Annotated in this window: 22 protein-coding genes and 1 pseudogene; 11 read left to right on the forward strand and 12 right to left on the reverse strand. The window is 59.4% G+C overall.

All coding sequences use genetic code 11. The features are described 5' to 3' along the window. Positions 1 to 5: 5 nt before the first annotated feature. From QM780_RS13715 to motA, 9 genes are all read right to left on the reverse strand, one after another. The gene (locus QM780_RS13715; RefSeq protein ID WP_415071014.1) at positions 6 to 326 is read right to left on the reverse strand and encodes a flagellar hook-basal body complex protein FliE; all 321 of its coding nucleotides are present in this window, start codon (positions 324 to 326) and stop codon (positions 6 to 8) included. Continuing rightward, positions 326 to 742, reverse strand: coding sequence for a flagellar basal body rod protein FlgC (gene flgC / locus QM780_RS13720; RefSeq protein ID WP_415071015.1), 417 nt, complete (start codon positions 740 to 742; stop codon positions 326 to 328). Before flgC ends, QM780_RS13715 begins: the two co-directional genes overlap by 1 nt. A 3-nt stretch (positions 743 to 745) precedes the next feature. Next, positions 746 to 1123, reverse strand: a complete 378-nt coding sequence (locus QM780_RS13725) for a flagellar basal body protein (RefSeq protein WP_415071016.1) — start codon at positions 1121 to 1123, stop codon at positions 746 to 748. Between the two features lie 98 nt (positions 1124 to 1221). Further along, on the reverse strand, positions 1222 to 1641 hold the full coding sequence (locus QM780_RS13730) for a hypothetical protein (protein ID WP_415071017.1): 420 nt from the start codon (positions 1639 to 1641) through the stop codon (positions 1222 to 1224). A gap of 16 nt (positions 1642 to 1657) precedes the next feature. Then, on the reverse strand, positions 1658 to 2743 hold the full coding sequence (locus QM780_RS13735; RefSeq protein ID WP_415071018.1) for a flagellar biosynthesis protein FlhB: 1086 nt from the start codon (positions 2741 to 2743) through the stop codon (positions 1658 to 1660). Positions 2744 to 2776: 33 nt separating this feature from the next. Further along, positions 2777 to 3763: a FliG C-terminal domain-containing protein gene (locus QM780_RS13740; RefSeq protein ID WP_415071019.1), complete on the reverse strand. Its 987-nt coding sequence runs from the start codon at positions 3761 to 3763 to the stop codon at positions 2777 to 2779. Between the two features lie 36 nt (positions 3764 to 3799). Next, the gene (fliN, locus tag QM780_RS13745; protein WP_415072043.1) at positions 3800 to 4111 is read right to left on the reverse strand and encodes a flagellar motor switch protein FliN; all 312 of its coding nucleotides are present in this window, start codon (positions 4109 to 4111) and stop codon (positions 3800 to 3802) included. Positions 4112 to 4324: 213 nt separating this feature from the next. After that, positions 4325 to 5296: a FliM/FliN family flagellar motor switch protein gene (locus QM780_RS13750; RefSeq protein WP_415071020.1), complete on the reverse strand. Its 972-nt coding sequence runs from the start codon at positions 5294 to 5296 to the stop codon at positions 4325 to 4327. A gap of 75 nt (positions 5297 to 5371) precedes the next feature. Continuing rightward, complete coding sequence (gene motA, locus QM780_RS13755) at positions 5372 to 6256, reverse strand: flagellar motor stator protein MotA (protein WP_415071021.1); 885 nt, start codon at positions 6254 to 6256, stop codon at positions 5372 to 5374. A 169-nt stretch (positions 6257 to 6425) separates the two neighbouring features. Here motA and flgF point away from each other — a divergent pair, with 169 nt between their 5' ends. From flgF to QM780_RS13770, 3 genes are all read left to right on the forward strand, one after another. Beyond that, a complete protein-coding gene (flgF, locus tag QM780_RS13760) occupies positions 6426 to 7169 on the forward strand; it encodes a flagellar basal-body rod protein FlgF (RefSeq protein WP_415071022.1) in 744 nt (247 codons plus the stop codon). A 94-nt stretch (positions 7170 to 7263) separates the two neighbouring features. Further along, a complete protein-coding gene (locus QM780_RS13765) occupies positions 7264 to 8586 on the forward strand; it encodes a FliI/YscN family ATPase (RefSeq protein WP_415072044.1) in 1323 nt (440 codons plus the stop codon). Between the two features lie 234 nt (positions 8587 to 8820). Beyond that, entirely contained in the window at positions 8821 to 9243 is a 423-nt protein-coding gene (locus QM780_RS13770) for a hypothetical protein (protein ID WP_415071023.1), read from the forward strand. A 12-nt stretch (positions 9244 to 9255) separates the two neighbouring features. Here the strand turns inward: QM780_RS13770 and QM780_RS13775 are convergent, their stop codons facing one another. The 3 genes from QM780_RS13775 to QM780_RS13785 all read right to left on the reverse strand — a co-directional run bounded on the left by QM780_RS13775 (position 9256) and on the right by QM780_RS13785 (position 12388). Then, a complete protein-coding gene (locus tag QM780_RS13775) occupies positions 9256 to 9996 on the reverse strand; it encodes a lysozyme (RefSeq protein WP_415071024.1) in 741 nt (246 codons plus the stop codon). A 56-nt stretch (positions 9997 to 10052) separates the two neighbouring features. Further along, positions 10053 to 11285, reverse strand: a complete 1233-nt coding sequence (locus QM780_RS13780) for a CBS domain-containing protein (RefSeq protein ID WP_415071025.1) — start codon at positions 11283 to 11285, stop codon at positions 10053 to 10055. Positions 11286 to 11419: 134 nt separating this feature from the next. Then, positions 11420 to 12388, reverse strand: a complete 969-nt coding sequence (locus QM780_RS13785) for a LysR family transcriptional regulator (protein ID WP_415071026.1) — start codon at positions 12386 to 12388, stop codon at positions 11420 to 11422. A 118-nt stretch (positions 12389 to 12506) separates the two neighbouring features. Here QM780_RS13785 and QM780_RS13790 point away from each other — a divergent pair, with 118 nt between their 5' ends. From QM780_RS13790 to QM780_RS13825, 8 genes and pseudogenes are all read left to right on the forward strand, one after another. Next, a complete protein-coding gene (locus QM780_RS13790; RefSeq protein WP_415071027.1) occupies positions 12507 to 13769 on the forward strand; it encodes a sarcosine oxidase subunit beta family protein in 1263 nt (420 codons plus the stop codon). A 12-nt stretch (positions 13770 to 13781) separates the two neighbouring features. Further along, positions 13782 to 14078, forward strand: a complete 297-nt coding sequence (locus tag QM780_RS13795; RefSeq protein ID WP_415071028.1) for a sarcosine oxidase subunit delta — start codon at positions 13782 to 13784, stop codon at positions 14076 to 14078. Beyond that, positions 14075 to 17060 (forward strand): annotated as a pseudogene (locus QM780_RS13800) (sarcosine oxidase subunit alpha family protein). The gene QM780_RS13795 and the pseudogene QM780_RS13800 overlap by 4 nt, the downstream one beginning before the upstream one ends. Continuing rightward, complete coding sequence (locus tag QM780_RS13805) at positions 17053 to 17583, forward strand: sarcosine oxidase subunit gamma (RefSeq protein WP_415071029.1); 531 nt, start codon at positions 17053 to 17055, stop codon at positions 17581 to 17583. The pseudogene QM780_RS13800 and the gene QM780_RS13805 overlap by 8 nt, the downstream one beginning before the upstream one ends. A 165-nt stretch (positions 17584 to 17748) precedes the next feature. Then, positions 17749 to 18402 (forward strand): helix-turn-helix domain-containing protein, encoded by a 654-nt coding sequence (locus QM780_RS13810; protein WP_415071030.1) that lies wholly within the window; start codon positions 17749 to 17751, stop codon positions 18400 to 18402. Between the two features lie 129 nt (positions 18403 to 18531). Beyond that, the gene (locus QM780_RS13815; protein WP_415071031.1) at positions 18532 to 19428 is read left to right on the forward strand and encodes a class II glutamine amidotransferase; all 897 of its coding nucleotides are present in this window, start codon (positions 18532 to 18534) and stop codon (positions 19426 to 19428) included. A 23-nt stretch (positions 19429 to 19451) separates the two neighbouring features. Further along, on the forward strand, positions 19452 to 20138 hold the full coding sequence (locus tag QM780_RS13820; protein WP_415071032.1) for a protein GlxC: 687 nt from the start codon (positions 19452 to 19454) through the stop codon (positions 20136 to 20138). Beyond that, positions 20138 to 21475 (forward strand): FMN-binding glutamate synthase family protein, encoded by a 1338-nt coding sequence (locus QM780_RS13825; protein WP_415071033.1) that lies wholly within the window; start codon positions 20138 to 20140, stop codon positions 21473 to 21475. Before QM780_RS13820 ends, QM780_RS13825 begins: the two co-directional genes overlap by 1 nt. Positions 21476 to 21511: the final 36 nt, after the last annotated feature.

The following is a 21511-nucleotide window of genomic DNA, read 5'->3' on the forward strand; positions in this document are numbered from 1 at the left end:
TCACCTCAGATCTGCATTCTGCTGATTTCTTGATATGCGCCCACGACTTTGTCGCGGACGGCGACGACAGTGCGCAGCGCCTGATCGGCCTGCATAACGGCCTGCACGACTTGCTGCAGCGGTGCTTTACCTTGCATCCCTGCAATAGCCGTGGTTTCGCCAGTCTTTACAGTCGAGATGGCGTCGGCGGCCATTGAGGCCATCGTTTGCGCGAAGTCGTTTTCGGGGGCGGCTTGCGATGCGGCTGAAGGCGCGCTCGGAGACAGCGGCGTCGAACCCGTAACGCGATTGATATCGGGCGAAAGCATAGCGACGTTCAGGCTCATTACGACCTCAAAAGATCTATGGTCATATTCACGATGTCACGCACTTGCTTGATGACCTGGGTATTGGCCGAATAAGAGCGCGACGCTTCACGCATGTCGGCAAGCTCGGTGAGCATGTCGACGTTTGGCATTTTTACGTAGCCTTTTGCGTCGGCCGCCGGATGGCCGGGCATGTATTCGGTGCGAAACGGCGCCTCATCGCGCGAAATATCTTGCACCTGAACGAGGTCAGCGCCGCTGGCTTCGTCGGTGACGGCCGCAAAATCGATCGTCTTGCGCTGGTAGGGGTCGGCGCCGGCTGTCTTTCCGGTCGAGTTGGCGTTGGCGATATTTTCCGACACCACGCGCATGCGAGTTGATTGGGCGAAAAGCCCGTTCGCTGCAGCTTTGGTTGCGGATATGAGAGGATCGCTCATCTATCAGCCCTTCGTAACGGATTGCAGCATGCGGTCGAAGGTCTTCATGATCTGCGTATTGAGGCTGTAACTGCGCATCACGTCGTTGGACTTCAGGAATTCCTGCTCGAGATTGACGTCGTTGCCCGAAACGAACACCTCAGCCTGATCTCCGCTATTTTCCTCACTGCGAACAACGTCGGCGTCGGCGGACGCAAAATGCTGTGGGTCCGTTGCGGTCAGCGGCACGGACGAACGCATTTCCGCGTCAAAACTTTCAATGTCTTTCGCCTTGTAGCCGGGGGTATTGGCGTTTGCGACGTTCGACGAAATCACGGATTGGCGTTGAGCCAGCCATTCGTTTTGGCGAAACGCGAGATCGAAGAGTTGCATCGGCTGCATGGGCAATTCCTGGGCGCGATCATGGGTGGCCTTTTACCTTTGTGCACGCCCATGCTTGCGTAGGACTGGACAGATGCCCTCGCTGCCCCAGGCGCCGATCAATTGATGCGCGCTTCACCGAGCGCATCGTGCAATCGGATGGTATTTTGGTTCGGTCCGCCCGTTTCACCCTCGAACGAGATGTAGGTGATCTCAACGGCAGCCTCTTCGGCTTCGAGCATCAGGCGGAAATAGACATGGACGGACTGGTGATGAAATTCCATGTCGAGACAGACGCACGGCAGTAGCCCCCATTCGAGGAAGACGTCGCCGGCATGGCCAAAGCGCAATGTTTCAGGCTTGAACGACAGCTCGATCGATGACTGCACCAGCGAACCAACGCTCGCGATCTGGCCGGTTTTAATATAGCTGACCAGATCGGGAAGATCGATCAACCGGAGATCGGTTGCCACGCCACGAATGCTTTCTCCAAGTATCTTCTCGCGTGTCTGCGAATGATCGATGCGTACGGGAATCATCGACTTTTTTTCCCTTTTAGGCGCGAACTGAACCAACGCCATTCCGCTGGGCCTGGAGGCGAAGCAGAATCTGGGCGACGGCCTTGTAGAATTCGACGGGGATCATTTGATCCACCTCTACTTTTGCATACAGAGACCTTGCGAGAGCCTTGTCTTCGATAACGGGAATGCCATTTTCTTCGGCTATTCGCCGGATCGAGAGCGCAATGAGATCTTGGCCCTTGGCAACGACACGGGGCGCGCCGCCTTCTGAGCGCACGTAGCGCAGTGCGACTGCAAAGTGGGTCGGGTTTGCAACGACGAGAGTTGCACGCGGAACCGATCTCATCATGCGCTGGCGCAAACGGGAACGAGCGATCGAGCGGCGGCGGGCCTTGATTTGCGGATCGCCTTCCGACTGTTTTCGCTCGTCCTTGATTTCCTGTGGGGCCATCCTGAGCGAGCGGCGCCAAATCACGTGCGCCACCGGGAAATCGAAGATGAGAAGCCCGAACGAGAGCAATGCGAGAGAAATCAGAAGCAGAACGACGCTTTTTTGAGAAAGCACAAGTATGGCCGAGGGATCATCCCAGATCGAATTGGTGAAATCGTGCCAGAGATACATCAGTATCGCCGCGCTCATGGCGGTCACGACGAACAATCGAAGGGAAAGCTTCAGGAATTCGACCAGGCCGGTCATGCTGAAAAGGCGCTTGAAACCTTTGGCGGGCGAAAGCCGGGAAATGTCCGGCATGATACGCTTGAACACCAAATTCGGCGGATTTTGCGCAACCGAAGCGATAACGCCAGCAGCCGTAAACGTCAGAATGATCGGTGCAGTGATCAGAGCCGCGCTTTTGCCGACGACATCAAAGAGCAGCGAAAGATCGCCGCCATTCTCGATATGTATCGAACCGACGTTGGCGAGCAGCCCGGTCAACAGATCGGTGAAGTGGACCGTGAAGGTTTGTCCCAGGACGGCGATAACGAGAAGCGCGGCGAGCAGGTAGGTAAAGTTCGTCGCCTCGCGGGACATCGGCACGTTGCCGTCCCGCTTCGCGTCATTGAGCCGCTTGTCGGTCGCTTCTTCTGTGCGGCTTTCTTTATCCTGCCCTTCGGCCACAGCCCCGCTCCAGTGTCTCGTTCATTGGACGACCTAGGCGGCGATGTTCGAGATATCGATCACACCTTCCGCGGACAGACGGAGGACAGAATCGACTATCGCGCGGCGCGCATCGGCGATATCGCGTTGAGGAACGTTCGCCGGGCTTTGCAGTTCGGCCTCCGCCATGCGCCGCGCGCGTGGAGCAAGCGCAGAAAGAACCTTCGTCTGCAGCTCCGGATCGGCACCCTGCAGGGCGAGAACGGTCCGTTCGACCGGAATGCCGTCCATGAGAGCGGTGAGGGCGCGAGCAGCGAGCTTCGAGAGGTCTTCGAACTTGAAGAGCATCTTGCGGATAGCTTCGGCATCCTTAGGCTTGATGCTCGCCAGGTATTCGAGGGCCTGCGTCGACTCTTCTTTATCGAGATTATTGAGGATGCCGGCGAGCGCGACGTATTTATCGGATGAGCGATGATCGATGTCGAATAACTCGTCGTGCAAGCCGCTTTCGAGCGCTTCGATCACCTGAGGGGCGACCTGTCCCATTCCAAGTATCCGATTGAGAAGGTCGTTTCGCTTGGCAGGCGAGAAAGATTTCAAAATTGTCGATGCGCGCTCGCTGCCGAGGCGATCAAGATAATAGGCGGCAACTTGCGGAGATTGACTCTCGAAGTGCGCCGTCAGCACGTCGTCTGGAAGTGCAGATAGCTGGCTCCAGACATCCTGGCGTGCGGTGAACTGTTCGCTCGGATCTCCGGACGATCGGTTTTCGGAAATGACGTCGGTGACAAGACGCCTGACATCCTCGGCCCGCCCGAGGAAGGGTGTGCCCTGGCCGAGCTGGCTCTCGAATTCGTCGACAATGCGTTCGAGTTCAGCCGCGGTAATCGTCGGCATGATCTCGGCCGAACGCACGAGGATATTCAACTCCTCGGGATTGAACTTCTTCAACAGACCGCTGGCGCGCTGCTTGCCGAGCGCGAGAAGAAGCACGCCGACCTTTTCTGGTCCCGTCAGAGCTCGCGAGTTTCCGGTTGACATCGATAACGGGTCTCGCCTGGAGCGCAGCTGCGATTACTATTTCGTGACGCCGGGGATCGACCCGACGTGGGTCAACACGACGCCGAAACGCGATGTTCCTTCGTTGAGTACGACGACCTCTCCGCGAGCGATCAAGCGGCCGTTGACAAGAATATCGACGGGATCGCCGACCATCTTGTCGAGCTTTACGACCGAGCCCTTTGCCAGCTTGGCCAATGTCGCGACGGGCATCTTCGCGGAGCCGAGCACAACTTTCATCATGACCGGGAGTCCCATGATCATGGCGCTGTGCGCTCCGAAGTCCGCGCCAGCTGTATCCGACGCCTCCGAACCAGCATCAGGGGCCATGCCGTGCGGCGACTCGGCAAGCCCGGCAATTGTTCCTTCGCCGAAATCTGCCATGCTGGGCATCGCCTGATCGAAGCCGGTTTCGCTCCCTTCGAGGCCGTGTTCCGATGGGTCGATATCACTCGGGATCATGACAAGCGAGTTCCTTGCGCTAACACTTCCAGAATTGAGTTTGCCGCATGAAGCATGCCGCAGCCTTGAGGCGAGAGGGCATCAAAGACCGTAGAATTCATCTACTGCCTCCCTCTGGTGGTCGAATTCGTCGTCGACGCGAAGAATGAGGCCGTTTTCTCGTTTGCCGAGTTCGCACCAGAAAAGCGGGCTTTCGTCGGCGTCGAGGCGAACGCGGGACATCGACGTCAGCGGCAGCTCGATGACAGAGCCGACTTTGAAGCGCTGGACATCGCCGAGTGGAACCGGGCGTTCCTCGAGCACACCGTTGAGGTCGATGAAGGCGCGCGCGATTTCCTCGGCGAGCTGCTTAGACCAATGCGGGTCTTCCGCGGATTCGGTTGATCCGGTTGCCGATTTTCCAGGTGTTGCGGAGATGAGCAACGATCGAATCGTTTCGAGGCCCGATTGCGGAATGACGATCGTCAAAAAGCCGACGTGACCACAATAATCAAGCGCGAGTCTTGCTGCGATGACGGGCGAAGACGGGCTTAGCTGGGGTTCAAGTTCGATCTTTTCGACGACATCACCGACATCGAAGTCGACGTCGGCGAGGATAGAAAATGCTGCGGTCAGCGCCCGCGAAACCCGTCGAAACAGGACACGCAGGACGTTGGCATCGGTGCGGGTCGGCTTGCGTTTCGGCAGGCCGCCGTCCGGAATCCGTTCGCATCCGGTCGCTGCCTCGACGAACAGCAGGCTCGCGTCTTGGTCGGCGATGAAATAGAGCCAGCTGCGCCATCTCTCGGCACGGACAACTCCGGCGGAGGCTCCTTCAGACAGTGCGCATGTATCGGCGATGGTCGAGGAACTGAGCTCTTCGAGCGACACCTTCAAAGGCAGCAGCGACAGAATGCCGATTTCCTCGGTCATTATGCGCGGCAGCTGACCGAAGATCATCTGCAGACCGGGCATGCGGTCCGGGCGATTTTGCCCGGCGGAAAGCGCGCGCTCGAGAGATCTTTCTACTTCCATCAGCGACCTGGTCGCTTCCATCAGGACATCATCAGACATGATGGCTACCCCGAGTTTTCCGACCGGCGTCGAGCTGCCGCAAGCCGGTGAGAGTTGCTGTCGCTCGCGTGATCATCACGCTGCCTTTCGTTCCGCGCCGCGCGCTGTACCACCGCCCATGGTCGCGGTTTCCACCTCGTTGATCGTGGGGCGCTCATATGCGGAGATTGCTTTGCGGCCGTGCTCGATCGCCACCTGCGGCATGGCACCGTTCATGAACGCGAGCAACGACTGCTTGACGATCACATAAGAGCGCAATTTCTTGTCTCGAATGATCTTCACTTTCGTCGCGAGCGGCCCGACGACAGCATATGAGAAGAAGATGCCGGCGAACGTGCCGACAAGGGCCGACGCGATCAGATGGCCGAGAATTTCCGGCGATTGGTCGATCGCGCCCATGGCCTTCACGACTCCGAGCACGGCTGCAACGATACCCAGCGCAGGGAGCCCGTCACCCACAGCAACGAGGGCGTGATAGGCTTTCAGCTTGTCGTGGCGCACCGTTTCGATTTCTTCGTCCATCAACGCTTCGATTTCGTGCGTCCGGGCATTGCCCATGATGATGAGACGGAAGTAATCGCAAATGAAGGTCGTCAATTCTTCATTGGAAACCACGGTCGGGGCGCGGCGGAAGACTTCCGCCTCTTGCGGCGCGTCGATGATCATTTCCATTTCAGCGCGCGATTTGTCGCGAAGCTCGCGCATCATGAAAAACAGGAGCGCCAGCAGCTCGATATTCTCGTCCTTGGTCGGCGTCCCGTTCTTGAAGGCCTCGACCGTCGCCTTGCCCGCGTCTTTGATGGTTTTCATCGGGTTAGCGACGACGAACGTTCCGAGAGCGGCGCCACAAATGATCACGTATTCCCAAGGCTGCCAGATGACCAGGATATGGCCACCCATAGCGGCAAAGCCGCCAAGCATACAGGCGAGGGTGATAATCAGGCCGACGATAATGGTCACGTGAACATCCCGCTGCGGATTTTTTCACATGCCATAAGGGACGCTTTGGCTTGCGTGGGACTTGTCCCCTGAATGCGCTGGCCAACCCGCAGCCGCCGAGTCAGCCCGCCACAAGTTTGTTGACCCTAAAGTTCTTCCAGGCCGAGCTTCACGGGATGGATCTTACCGGATGCAATCGAATATCTATGTCGCGCTCTCAGCCCAGTTGTCTCTACAGCGCCGCCTCGACACACTCGCAAACAACGTCGCCAACGTGAACACCGTCGGATTTCGGGGCGAGGAAGTATCCTTCGAGGAACTCGTCTCGCAACCTGACAGCAGCCCCGGCCAGTCGAGCAACAACGGCGTGAGCTTCGTTTCCAAGGGCGAGAATCATATTTCGACGAAGACCGGTGAAATCACGCAGACCGGCAATCCGCTCGACGTCGCCTTGCGCGGCGACGTCTGGCTGGCGATCCAGACACCGAATGGAGTTGCATACACGCGCGACGGCCGGATGCAGATGAACAGCGAAGGCGGACTGACAACTCTTGAGGGCTATCCGGTTCTGGACGCCGGGGGCACGGCCGTTCAGCTCAATCCGGATGATCCTCCGCCGACGATCAACAAAGCCGGAACCATCGAACAGGCGGGCAACAATATGGGCGCGCTTGGGCTTTACCGGATGCCGCAAGGCGCAAAGCTGACGCGTGCGGAGGGAGTCTCAGTTGTCTCGGACGTTCCTCCGGTCGCCGAACTCGACTTTCTGCACAATGGTGTCGTTCAGGGCTACATCGAGAAGTCGAACGTCAATCCGATGCTTGAGATGACCCACCTCATCACTATTCAGCGAAATTTTCAGGCGGTCAGCACAATGCTGAGCGACACCGAGACGTCGTTGCAGGATTCGCTGAAAGCGTTGGCGGGCTCGTGACGCGTCGCGGCCGAACATGACGTGCCGCCGGGAATGAGGAGAACGATTTTTGACGCTCGCCGCCGCGACGCCTTTCGATCAACTCGATCTGCTGATGGCTACAGCCGCGGCCAAATCGCCAGCGCATCGCGTATCGGGTCGGGTGGTGCGCATCAGTACGACTTATCTCGTCGTTGCAGGACTCTCGAAATTCGTCTCGATCGGTGATTGCGTGTCGATCTCCGGCATTGGGGGTGATGTTCTCGCCGAGGTCGCGACGATCGAATCGCAGACGGTCAACGTCACGCCTTTCGTTCCCGATCACCGCATTGAACTCGGCGCGCGCGTCACGACGATGTCGGGACAGATGGTGCTCTGGCCGCACGAATCATGGCTCGGCCGGACGATGAATGCGTTGGGTGAGCCGATCGATGATGAGGGTCCTCTCGTCCGCGGTGAGCGCGCGTTCGCTGTTCATGGATCGCCGCCCTCGCCGCTCAAACGAAACAGGCTGGGCGTTCCGCTTGTAACCGGTGTCAAGCCGATCGACCTGTTCACGCCCATCTGCGCCGGGCAGCGCATCGGCATTTTCGCCGGCTCGGGTGTGGGTAAATCGACGTTGCTCGCGATGCTGAGCCGCGCTCCCTCGAGCGATGTGACGGTCCTTGCGCTCGTTGGCGAACGAAGCCGCGAAGTCCGCGATTTTCTCGATGATACGCTCGGCGCGACGCGTTCGCAGGTGGTTTCGGTGGTGGCGACATCAGATGAAAGTCCGATGATGCGCAGACACGCGCCGAGCACGGCGATGTGCATCGCGGAATATTATCGCGACCGCGGCAAGAACGTGCTCCTGATTATCGATTCGCTGACGCGCTACGCGCATGCGATCAGAGAGCTGGCGCTGGCGGCCGACGAGCCTCCGGTCGCGCGCGGATATCCGCCAAGCGTCTTCAGCAGTCTGCCCCGGCTGCTCGAGCGGGCAGGACCTGGCGAAGCCGGATCCGGCACGATTACAGCTATCCTGTCGGTGCTCGTAGACGGCGACGACCACAACGATCCGATCGCAGATGCGACGCGCGGCATTCTGGATGGGCATATCGTGCTCGATCGCAGCATAGCCAGCCAGGGGCGGCTTCCCGCACTTGATCCTCTGGCTTCGCTTTCGCGTCTGGCACCAAAGATTCGAACGAAAAATCAGGCTCAGTTTGTCACGCAATTGATCGAGGCGATCTCGCGCTTCGAAGATACGCGGGATCTCCGTGCCATCGGCGGCTATAAGCCGGGCAGCGATCTGACGCTCGATCGCGCCATGGAAATCGTGCCGCGCGTTTACGAAGCGATGAAACAGACCCTCGACGAGCCGCCAGTCGAAGACGTTTACGCGTATCTTTCGCAAGTACTCCCATCCGGTCAACGGCAAGGAGCGGCCTCGCGTTGAGGGCAATTTCAGTCATTTGCGAGCATCGAAAGGACATCGTGAACCCGGAGTGTGAGGAATATGGTCAGCACGACGGAATCCATTGGCCGCTTGATTGCGGACGAAGTGCTTCTCCAAGCCGAGAGGCAGTTGCTTCGAAATAGAGAACAGCCAAACCAGAAATCGGACGACAAACCGGCCCAACCATCGTCAGCGCCACTCTCACACAACGACAAAGCGGTCGCGTCCGTTTTGATGACACTGCTTGATGAACAGCTTGACGCGTCGGCATCCTATCCTCAGCGCGGCCTCGCCGGTTCTAGTCCCGCGCAGGCAGTCGACGCCGAAGCGGCGACGCCGAACAGAGTCGCGGCCCAATATGCCGAGGCCGCGACGGCATTTCGGCCTGACGCGCCAACGCAGCAATCTGCTTTTGCACCTGACACGACGAACCAGCAGATGCTGCTCGCGGCAGCTTCCCCGGAGCTTCGCATGGCAATGCAAAGCGCTTTCGTGTCAGCTGCCGTCCGCGCGCAGGCGGAGGATCCGCGAGCCTCGGATAGCGTCAGACGGCGGCAGGCCGGAGGCGCCACCGGCGCAGTGATGCTACGCGTTGGAGCCGGTGTAATTGCGGCCATCGCCTTATTAATCGTTCTCGCGCTGAAATACGCCCATTGATCGGCTGTCGTCTCAGCCGGTATGCAGCAGAGCCCCGGTTTCGCCGGCCTTCTGGTCCGCAAAGCGAGACTTATTATCTTCATCGCCTCGATCGGCGGATGTGGGCAGAGCGGGCATCTTCGTGAGCAGGGTCAGCATGACCTCATCGCTTCCAAAGCTCGATAGCGGTTTTGCGCCATCCGTTGTCGATGCCGCCCGCAATACCGTTTGCGACGGTATCGTTGCTGTGGGCAAACTTGTCGTTTCGGCCTCTGACGCTGAAGAAGATGCGGCGACCGCGGAAGCGCTGGCGGCGGCGGCCATTGCTGCAAAGCCGGCGCCGGCGCCTTGCGTCGCCGGATTGCCCTGCCCGAACCAGGTAACCTCCTGGAGGCGCCTCTGCACGAGGCCATCGAGCACGTTGCCGCCTGCTTTGTTGTATTGCAGGAAAAGCGAGCGTGCCGTGTCGAGATCGCCGCTTGCGACGGCGTCGCCGAGGCCGCTTTTCGTCCAGGCCGTTCCGGCGTTGTATGTCAACGATGTCAAGGCGGCTTTGCTGCCATCGTCGAGGCTGGGTGCGAACTTATCGACGAAATCGGCGGCTTTCTGGATTTCGGACGAGAAGCGACGATCAGCTTCCGCCTTATCGATCACTTCGCCAGCATATTTTGCGCGGGTGCCATAGCCGTTCGTATTCTGCGCGTAATCCCACCGGGCTTCGGCGCTGTAACCTTCGAACTGCTTTATCGCATCGAGATAGCTGGATTCTACCATGCCAGGATGCTTGCCATGATTAGCTTGCGGCAAGCTGGTGTCGTTCGCACCGGCGGCTAGCGGCGCGAGCGCGCCACGTCCCTCAGAACGCTGGCTTCGAGCCGCACTTCGTCGAGGCGATGCTTCAGGACGTCGCCGATGCTGATAAGTCCGACCACCTTGCCGTCGACGACGACAGGAAGGTGGCGGATGCGTTGTTGCGTCATGACGTTGGCGACGGCGGCGACACGGTCCTCAGGTGCACATGTCACGACCGACCGCGTCATAAGGTTTGCGACCCGCATTTGGGGCAGGTCGACGCCAAATTCGTCGATGCCGCGCGCAAGGTCACGCTCGGAGATAATGCCTTGCAGGCCGCCCTTGTCGTCGAGAACAAGCAAGGCGCCGACCTGCTCTTTTCTGAAGGAATGGGCCAACGCGCGCATCGTGGCATTTGCCTCGATCGTCTTAATCGCGGAACCCTTGGTCTTCAGGATGTCTGAGACCTTCATCTCGTCACTCCAATCCAAGCCCGTCAATCCGCTGCAATTGCTCGCATGGAGACGGTAAATTGCTGCCAAAAGGTCTGCACGATCCTCGGCCGTCAGCGGGTCGTGAGGATCGCGGTCTCGCGCGGCGAGAAGGCTCGTCAAATCATCGACGAAGACTGCATCTTCGCTGAATGCCGGACTTTCGCGGCAGAACGCGCTGCGTGTTGTTATTACCGGAAACTCAGAGGTCTTCGCCGCCATCGCACCCCGGCGGCCACCCTCGATCACAAGGCTATGTCGGGGATCGCAACCCAGAACGGCGCGAACTTCGTTGTAGAGCCGCTCGCATTCGCCTTTGCCGCTTTTGTCCCCGGACACGACAACGTCGAACAGCTGACGGCCGCGCTCGCCAAGAAGCGTCGTCAACAGCTGCTCGGTATCGCGCGGCTCAAGTAGCGAGACCAGAATAAGTCTCAATCCATCCCCGCGGGCGGCAATGATTAGATCGCGTATTCCAGGGCGCGGCTCGACGGCCGTCGTCGAGAGCATTTCGCCGAAGAGTTTGGATGCGCGGCGATGCATCGCCTGAATGAGGAGGGAAAAGTCCTCTGTCTCAGGTTTTCCGCGCAGGAACGAGCGTACGTAGTGGGCCATGCGCGCTACGCCGCTACCGAGCTTTGCGGTCAGCGCGAAACCCTCACGGTCGCAAGACCAGTCAAAGCCGGCTTCGGAAAAAACCCGAGCGAAAGCTCTCCGGCGTATTTCTTCCGTTTCGGCGAGCGCGCCATCGGCACGAATGATGATCGCCTGCAGCGTCATCGGTCAGCTATGATCCAATCTCGATTCAAGTATGCGCTTTAGGTAGCCCGAGTTCGGGCTTGGGCCAACGCGACGTAAGGTCTTTGAGTATCGCCTCGAACCGGCCGAAGTTTGCGCTGCAGTGCAGCAGCGCGTCAGACTTGGAGTTCCCCCGAAAGCCACGGCAGCGACGTCCGCAATGCCGGAAGAGTCGTCGTATCCAAAGACGACTTACAGGCTTTGGTCAGTTCTCGCGGCAAGGTCCCAAGCTCAAAGCGGCGGCTGACGAGTGTTAACGTTCTCTTCAGACTCGGACCGGGGAGCGGCGCGGCCCGTAAATCGCGATTTTCCAAAGCCGCTTCGGCGATGCAAATGGGCGTCGAGATGGCAAAGCCTTTACCGCGGGCGACCATATCGGTCACGCCGAAGGGGGTGTCGAATTCGAGGCCCTGGGGAAAATCAATATTCAGCCGGCGGAGATAGCGCTCGATATCGATTCCCGTCTTCGACCGGGCGCTGTAGCGGATGAAAGGCAGTCTTTCAGCGCACGACGCCAAATCGGCAACGGAACGGGGTATTTTGGCTCGCGACGGCAGCAGCAGGATGTAGGGTTCCGTGATGAGCTCATGGCGGTCGAAACCCTCCACGTCGCTCATATCGTCGACGCCGATGAAAAGGTCGAGATTGCGGGTCAGAAGGGCGCCGGCATGGGCTGCGGTCAGTCCGGATTGCACCGAAACGTGATCGGCGTGATTGGCGAGGAATGATGCGACAGGGCCCGTCAGGGCCCGCGACAGACTGTCCACCAAGCCGACGCGAACGAGCGCCAAGCGTCCGCGAGCCGTGTGGCGTATGACGGTTGCAATTTGACGGGCTTCTGACAGCAGCGCCGATGCGCGCTGGCGCATGATCTCGCCGGCTGGTGTGAGCGCCAGAGGGCGCACACCGCGATCGAATAGTTTCACTCCCATCCGCGATTCCAGATCGGCCACGGCTTGAGAGACGGCAGGCTGCGTCAGCGAAAGCTTCTTAGCGGCGAGCGCCATCGACCGGCTATCGCAGACGCCGAGAAAGGCTTCGAGCGCGTGAAGATCAAACGGCAGTCTGTTCGAGCGCGTGGACATAGCCCGATAGAATAAGAATTTCTTATATTAACGTCAATGCGGGGCTGATTTATAAGCATTCGAAATCGAGTTCCCGGCTTCCTCCGGGCTTTCTTAAGATCAGCCGGTAGCAACAGCCATGGCATCCCCCGATCGCTATTCGATTTTTTCGGTCTTGGCTGAAGCGCTTCGCGGCCAGACCGGCTGGAAGGAGGCTTGGCGCAAGGCCACTCCCAAACCTAGCTACGACATTGTCATCGTGGGCGGCGGCGGCCACGGACTGGCGACCGCCTATTACCTCGCCAAGCGATACGGCAACGCCAACGTCGCGGTCATAGAAAAGGGCTGGATCGGATCCGGCAACGTCGGCCGCAACACGACGATCGTGCGCTCGAACTACCTGCTGCCGGGCAATATCCCCTTCTACGAAACGAGCATGAAGCTTTGGGAAGGTCTCGAGCAGGATCTGAATTACAACGCCATGGTGTCTCAACGCGGCGTTCTAAACCTCTATCATTCCGACGCTCAGCGTGACGCCTATGCTCGGCGCGGCAATGCGATGCGGCTGCACGGGGTCGACGCCGAGCTTTTGGACCTCGATGCCGTGCGGGGCATGTATCCCTGGCTCAACTACGATAATGCGCGTTTTCCCATCAAAGGCGGCCTTCTTCAACGGCGCGGCGGAACGGTTCGGCACGACGCGGTGGCGTGGGGCTATGCGCGCGGGGCGGATCGCCTTGGGGTCGACATCATCGAGAATGCGGAAGTCACCGGGTTTCGGATCGAGAACGGCAAGATCGCCGGCGTCGAAACCTCACGTGGCTTTATCGGCGCGAACAAAGTCGGACTTGCCGTGGCAGGCAATTCCTCGCGCGTCGCTGGCCTCGCCGGCCTCATGCTGCCGATTGAAAGCCACGTGCTGCAAGCGTTCGTATCGGAAGGCATCAAGCCGTTCATCGACGGCGTCGTGACGTTCGGCGCCGGGCACTTCTATATCAGCCAGTCGGACAAGGGCGGCCTTGTCTTCGGCGGCGATATCGACGGTTATAATTCGTATGCGCAGCGGGGTAACCTTCCCGTCGTCGAAGATGTCCTCGAAGGCGGAATGGCGCTGATGCCGCGGATCGGTCGGGTGCGACTGCTGCGGTCGTGGGGCGGCATCATGGACATGAGCATGGACGGCTCGCCGATCATCGATCGCACGCCGATCGAAGGTCTCTATTTCAACGGCGGTTGGTGTTACGGCGGCTTCAAGGCGACGCCGGCTTCGGGATTGTGCTTTGCGCATCTCTTAGCGCGCGGCGAACCGCATGAGGTTGCGAAAGCCTATCGCCTCGATCGCTTCCGCACCGGTCACATGATCGACGAGAAGGGCATGGGCAACCAGCCCAACTTGCATTGAAGGTAAGCCATCATGCGCATCCAATGTCCCTTTTGCGGTGACCGCGGCAACGAAGAGTTCTCTTATCTCGGAGACGCGAGCGTTGTTCGACCCGACGCCTCGGCGCCCAACGCAAACGACGCGTTTTATGAATTTGCGTATCAACGCCGCAACGTCGCGGGACCCACTCAAGAGCTTTGGTATCATTCCGCTGGATGCCACGCGTGGCTCGTGGTCACGCGCGATACGCGCACGCACGAAATTCTCGATGTCAAAGCCGCACAAGATGTCACCCTCGAGCGCCATAACACGCAAGGCAGCGCGCCATGATTCAGTCTGAAGGCTCACGCGTTGCTGGGTTAGGTCTTGTCGACCGCACGAAGCCTGTCGGCTTCACATTCGATGGTGTGCCCTACTCGGGCTTCAACGGCGACACGCTTGCGTCGGCTCTGCTTGCCAACGGCGTGCATCTTGTCGGCCGGTCATTCAAATATCATCGGCCACGCGGTATTCTGACAGCAGGTCCTGAAGAACCGAACGCTCTTGTCGAACTCCGCACGGGCGCTCGTCGCGAACCCAACACGCGTGCGACCGTCGCGGAACTCTATGAGGGCCTCGAGGCGAAGAGCCAGAACCGCTTTCCTTCGCTTTCTTTCGACATTCTGTCGATCAACGGACTGCTGTCGCCGGTGTTTTCCGCCGGCTTCTACTACAAGACGTTCATGTGGCCTGCTTCCTTCTGGGAGAAACTCTACGAGCCCATGATCCGGCGTGCCGCGGGTCTCGGCCGCGCGGCCGAGCAACCGGATCCCGATAGCTATGACAAGGCAAACGCGTTCTGTGACGTGCTTGTCATCGGGGCCGGCCCGACCGGGCTGATTGCGGCGCTTACAGCGGCGCGTGCGGGCGCAAGAGTGATCGTCGCCGATGACGGCTTTGCGCTTGGCGGCCGGCTACTGAGCGATGCCCGATCAATCGACGGCGATAGCGGCGTCGATTGGGCCAAATCGGCCATCGCCGAGTTGTCGGCTGCGCCCAATGTCAGGCTGATGTCTCGGACAACGATCTTCGGCGCGTATGACAGCGGCGCATACGGTGCGGTCGAAAGGGTTTCCGATCACCTGCCGGTTCCGCCGACCGGCGAGCCACGGCAGCGTCTCTGGCATATCGTTGCAAAGCATACCGTTGTTGCGCAAGGCTCGACCGAGCGTCCTATCGTCTTTGGCAACAATGATCGTCCAGGCGTGATGCTGGCCAGTGCAGCACGAAGCTATATCAATCGCTTCGGCGTGGCGCCGGGCCAAACAGCGGTCGTGTTCTCGAACAACGACGAGGCCCTCCAACACGATCGACGATCTCACGCGAGCAGGGATTGCCGTCGCGGCGCTCGTCGATACGAGACCCGTGTTGCCCGAGCAGATCAAGTCGAAGGCGCGCAAGAAAGGCATTCGTGTTTTTGAAGGCGCTGCCGTCTCAGACGCCCTCGGCAGCCGGCGCGTCGTCAGCGCACGAGTCGTTGCGGCTTACGGCGCCGTCCAGACGATCGCATGCGATCTGATCGTGGTCTCCGGCGGATTTAATCCCAACCTGCAAGTCACGACTCACCTCGGAGGCCGGGCGCAATGGCAGGAAAGCTTGGCGGCGTTCGTGCCTGGCGTCCCGCCGAAGTGGATGACCGTCGCCGGCACGGCCAACGGAACATTCTCACTGGCGGCTTGCCTCAGCGAAGGCGCAAAGGCCGGTGCCGCGGCCGCAGCGGCCAGCGGATTTGATGGCGCTTCTGTCCCGATCCCTGATGTCGACGACGAACTCGTTGGTGTGTCCGCGTTCTGGCATGTGGAAGCGGCCAAACACAAAGCTTTCGTCGATCAGCAGAACGACGTGACGGCGGCTGACGTTCGTCTTGCGGAGCGCGAAGGTTTCCGTTCGGTCGAGCACCTGAAGCGCTACACGACGCTTGGCATGGCGACGGATCAGGGCAAGACGTCGAACGTCAACGGGCTTGCCATTCTTGCGGAGCTGACAAAGAAATCCATCCCGGCAACAGGAACGACGACCGCCCGGCCACCGTATTCCCCTGTTTCGCTCGGCGTCTTCGCGGGCGAGCATCGGGACAAGCATTTCAAGCCGACGCGCCTAACGCCCTCTCACGATTGGGCGAAGGAGAAGGGCGCTGTTTTCGTCGAAACGGGCATGTGGCTCAGGGCGCAGTATTTCCCGAAACCTGGCGAAACCGATTGGCTGACGACGGTCAACCGCGAAGTGACATCCGTCCGCAGCGGCGTCGGCGTCTGCGATGTGTCGACGCTCGGCAAGATTGAGGTCCACGGCACCGATGCCGGCAAGTTTCTCGATCGCGTCTACATCAATATGATGAGCACGCTTGGCGTCGGCAAAGCCCGCTATGGGATGATGTTGCGCGAAGACGGCATTGCGATGGACGACGGGACGGCCGCACGCTTCGCGGACGACCGATACTTCATCACGACCACGACAGCGAACGCGATCAAAGTCCTGCAGCATCTGGAGCTTTGCCGGCAATGGCATTGGCCAGATCTTGACGTTCAGCTGTTTCCCGTCAGCGACCAGTGGGCGCAATATTCGGTTGCAGGTCCGCGAGCCCGCGATCTTCTTGCCAAGATCGTCGATGCGCCATTCGATATTTCAAATACGGCATTTCCCTACATGGCTGCTGCCGAGATTACCGCTCTCGGCGGCATCAAGGCTCGAATCTATCGCCTGTCGTTTTCGGGCGAGCTCGCCTACGAGATCGCGGTTCCGGCGCGGCACGGCGATCTTCTGATGCGAAAGCTGATGTCGGAAGGCGAGGCGTTGGGCGTCACGCCGTACGGCACGGAAGCGCTCGGCGTCATGCGAATTGAGAAAGGCCACGTCGGTGGCTCGGAACTCAACGGCACGACGACGGCTGCTGATCTCGGCCTCGGCAAGATGGCTTCGACGAAGAAGGATTTTATCGGCCGCGTGTTGTCACAGCGACCCGGGCTCGCCGAGCAAACGCGTCCTCGGCTCATCGGTTTCAAGCCAATCGACAAGACCGTGCGGTTGCGAGGTGGCATGCATTTCATCGGCAAGGATGACCAGCCAAGCGCCGAAAACGACCAGGGATACATGACGTCGGTCGCGTATTCGCCGATGCTCGGTCATTGGGTCGGTCTTGGCTTGTTGTCTCGCGCGGAGTTACGCATGGGCGAGATTCTGTCCGCCGTCGATCCGGTCCGGGGTGCCGCTATTCTCGTCGAAGTGGTTCCAGCTGCGTTCTACGATCCTGAAGGAGCACGGTTGCGTGTCTGAGCTTGCAAACGGTTCGATAGCGGAAAGCAGTTCGGCGATCTCCGAGCATTCGGACGTCGCGGTCACGCAGATCGCCGCCAGACGGGACGGGCGCGAGACGCTGCGCGATCTCGCACGCTCGATTTTCGGCGCGGATCTGCCGTTGACGCCGCGCGTCGTCCAAGCCGGTGAGCGTATGATCGTATGGGCTGGCCCTGATCATTGGCTGATCATCGACAAGAGATCGGGTGACGCCGACCCGAGCGCCCAGCTCGCGAAAGCTCTTCATGGCGTGGCTTCCGTTCTCGACGTCAGCGACAGCCGGACAATCTTCAGGCTGCACAAAGCCCACCCATCAGATGCGCTGGTCAGGAGCATGGCTATCGATTTCGAAGACAACGCATTCAAGCCGGGCGATGTGGCAATCACCCAAGTCGCGCATTTGGGTTTGATGGTATGGCGCCTGCCCGACGGCAGCGGCTATGAGTTTGCCTGCGCGCGAACTTATGCGCGGGACTTTTTCCATTGGCTTGGTAAAGCCTGATACTTAGTGTATCGATTGGGAATATTGATTAGGCGCCGGGCCATCGGTCCGGATCTGCGTCTTTGACACATTGGACATTTTTGAATCGCATGGTGGAATAATCGTCCGCGACGTGCGAACCTATTTTTTCCTTATTTAAGCCGCCGTCGCCGGCGGAAAGCATTCATGTCGGAAAAGCAACGCAAAAACGTTCTCGAAGTCGCCGAAGCCGAGCCGCTCGCCACGGGCTCCAACGCTCCCGGCGCGGCCGAACATACTCTTGAACAGGCGATCGGACACCAAGTCCGACACCATCGGAAACACGCCGGTTTGACCGTTGCCGAGCTTGCTACGGCTTCGCAAATCTCACCGGGAATGCTTTCCAAAATCGAAAACGGGCAGATCTCGCCGTCGCTGAGCACGCTGCAGATGCTGGCGTTGGCGCTCAATGTACCGCTGACGGTTCTGTTCGCCTCGTTCGAGCAGCGGCGCGACTGTTCCTACGTCAAATCCGGCGAAGGGGTCGTTATACGTCGCCGAGGAACCAAGGTTGGCCACCAATACCAGCTCCTTGGGCATTCGCTCGATGGCCCGGTCATCGTCGAACCCTATCTCATCACCCTTTCGGATGATGCGGCTGCCTATACCGGCTTCCAACATGAGGGCGTAGAATTCATTTTCATGCTCTCGGGTGAAGTCGAATATGCGCATGCAGATCGCAGCTATCACCTGAAATCGGGCGATGCGATCTTGTTCGACAGCGCCGCGCCGCATGGTCCCGCACGCCTGATCCAAACTCCGATGACCTATCTTTCGATCATCATCTACCCGCGTCCATGACCTGGGATTTGGCAGAGCGCATGTTTTTTGGACATTCCTTTAAAGAAATCTTCTTTCTTCTGAGTTGACAGAGCGCCGATGCGTGCTTAATCTCCGGCCATTCCTTCGCGGCCCGGTCAGGAGGCGCAAATGTGTGGCATCGTCGGACTATTTTTAAAGAACCCGGAAATGGAACCGCAGCTCGGAAAGCTTCTTTCCGGCATGCTTTCAACGATGTGCGAGCGCGGTCCCGACTCGGCTGGATTTGCCGTCTACGGGACATCTGAAAAGGGGCGGACCAAGATCACGCTCCAATCGGCCAACGCCGAGGAAGACTTCGAGGCGCTCGAAGAGGCTCTCTCCAAAGTCAAGAAGGCCGATGCCAAGCTCAGCGTGAACGACACCCATGCCGTTCTCTCCGTTCGCTCGGACAAGTTCGATGCCATCAAGGCGCTCCTCGCAGAGGATTTTCCTTCAATCCGCATCATGGCAACGGGCGAAAATATCGAGATTTACAAAGAGGTCGGCTATCCAACCGACGTCGCCAAGCGCTTCGATCTTGCGCACATGGCCGGCACGCACGCCATCGGCCACACCCGCATGGCGACGGAATCGGCTGTAACGACGCTCGGTGCCCATCCGTTCTCAACGGGCGCCGACGAATGCCTCGTTCATAACGGCTCGCTTTCCAATCATGCCAGCTTGCGTCGCGAACTCGTACGCGACGGCATGACCTTCAACACCGAAAACGATACCGAGGTTGCCGCTTCGTATCTCACGTGGCGCATGAAGCAGGGCATGAACCTCGGAGAGGCACTTGAGAAGAGCCTCGAGGATCTCGACGGCTTCTTCAATTTCGTGGTCGGCACCAAAGAGGGATTCGGCGTCGTACGCGATCCCATTGCCTGCAAGCCGGCCGTCATGGCCGAAACCGACGACTATGTCGCGTTCGGCTCGGAATATCGCGCGCTCGCAGGATTGCCTGGAATTGATAAGGCAAAAATCTGGGAGCCTGAACCCGCAACCGTTTATTTCTGGCAACGCTAATGCAGCAGTTAATTGGGGAACTCATGCGAACGTACGATCTCGCCAAGAGTCCGTTGCGCGAACTGAACGAAGAGCTGCATAGGCAAACAGACGGGTCGAACCAAGCGCATTGGGAAGTGCTCAATCCGCGCGGCGGCCACGCGATCTGCGTCGGCATCGACGCACCGATCGGCGTCGATGTTCGCGGCAGCGTCGGCTATTACTGCGCCGGCATGAACAAGAAGGCGACGGTCACCGTACATGGATCGGCGGGGCCGGGCGTCGCCGAGAACATGATGTCGGGCAAGGTCGTCATCAAAGGCGACGCGAGCCAGTATGCCGGGGCGACCGGCCGCGGCGGTCTCTTGGTCATCGAGGGCAACGCATCATCACGGTGCGGAATTTCGATGAAAGGCATCGATATCGTCGTCAAAGGCAATATCGGCCATATGTCGGCTTTTATGGCGCAGTCGGGGCATTTGGTTGTCCTCGGAGATGCGGGCGATGCTCTCGGCGATTCCATCTACGAGGCGCAGCTTTACGTGCGGGGCAAAGTCAAAAGCCTCGGCGCTGATTGCATCGAGAAGGAGATGCGGCCGGAGCATCACGAAGCGCTTGGAAAGCTGCTCGACGAAGCCGGAATCAAGGACGCTAAAACCAACGAGTTCCGGCGATATGGCTCGGCTCGCAAGCTCTATAATTTCAACATCGACAACGCGGATGCTTACTGATGTCGCCTAAGATCCCGATCACGACGCCACGCCCATCGGCGACCTTTGACGATTACACCTTATCGGAGATCCGGCGCGCGGCGGCGACCGGCATCTACGATATTCGCGGCGGCGGCGCCAAGCGCCGTGTTCCGCACTTCGATGATCTGCTGTTCCTCGGAGCTTCCGTCTCGCGCTATCCGCTCGAAGGTTATCGCGAAAAGTGCTCGACGAACGTTACGCTCGGTACCCGGTTCGCGAAGAAGCCGATCGAGCTCAAAATTCCGATCACAATTGCGGGTATGAGCTTTGGCGCGCTTTCTGCCAACGCAAAAGAGGCGCTCGGCCGCGGTGCGTCGATCGCCGGCACGTCGACGACGACCGGCGACGGCGGCATGACGCCGGAAGAACGCGGACAATCCAAGACGCTCGTCTATCAATATCTGCCGTCACGCTACGGTATGAATCCGGACGATCTGCGCAAGGCAGATGCCATCGAAGTGGTCGTCGGCCAGGGTGCGAAGCCCGGCGGCGGCGGCATGCTGCTCGGTCAGAAAATTTCCGATCGCGTCGCCGAAATGCGCAACCTGCCGAAGGGAATCGACCAGCGTTCCGCCTGTCGCCATCCCGACTGGACGGGACCCGACGATCTCGAAATCAAGCTTCTCGAGCTTCGCGAAATTACCAACTGGGAGAAACCGATCTACATCAAGGTCGGCGGCACACGACCCTATTATGATGTCGCACTTGCGGTGAAAGCGGGCGCCGATGTCATCGTGCTCGACGGCATGCAAGGCGGAACTGCGGCGACGCAGGAAGTCTTCATCGAGCATGTCGGCCTGCCGACGCTCGCGTGCATCCGGCCCGCCGTTCAATCGCTGCAAGATCTTGGCATGCACCGCAAAGTGCAGCTCATCGTCTCCGGCGGCATTCGCAATGGGGCGGACGTTGCCAAGGCGCTTGCTTTGGGCGCCGATGCCGTTTCGATCGGCATCGCGGCTCTCGCTGCCATCGGCGACAACGATCCAGCGCTGGAAGCCGAGTATGAGAAGCTCGGCACGCGGGCTGGATGTTACGACGACTGGCATGAAGGGCGTGATCCCGCCGGCATCACCACGCAGGATCCCGAGTTATCGAAGCGTCTCGATCCGGTTCGCGCCGGCCGGCGTCTCGCAAACTATCTCAAAGTCATGACGCTGGAAGTGCAGACCATCGCGCGCGCTGCCGGCCACAACAACATCCACAATCTCGAGCCGGAAGATCTTTGCGCCCTGACAATCGAAGCTGCTGCCATGGCGCGCGTGCCCCTTGCAGGCACTTCATGGATCCCCGGGATGACAGGATCGGGCGGCTTTTAGGCCGCCCCTTTTTTCGTCTGCCGGTCGGCAAATAAT

Source organism: Hyphomicrobium sp., from assembly GCF_047600905.1.
In the GTDB taxonomy this organism is placed as follows: domain Bacteria; phylum Pseudomonadota; class Alphaproteobacteria; order Rhizobiales; family Hyphomicrobiaceae; genus Hyphomicrobium_B.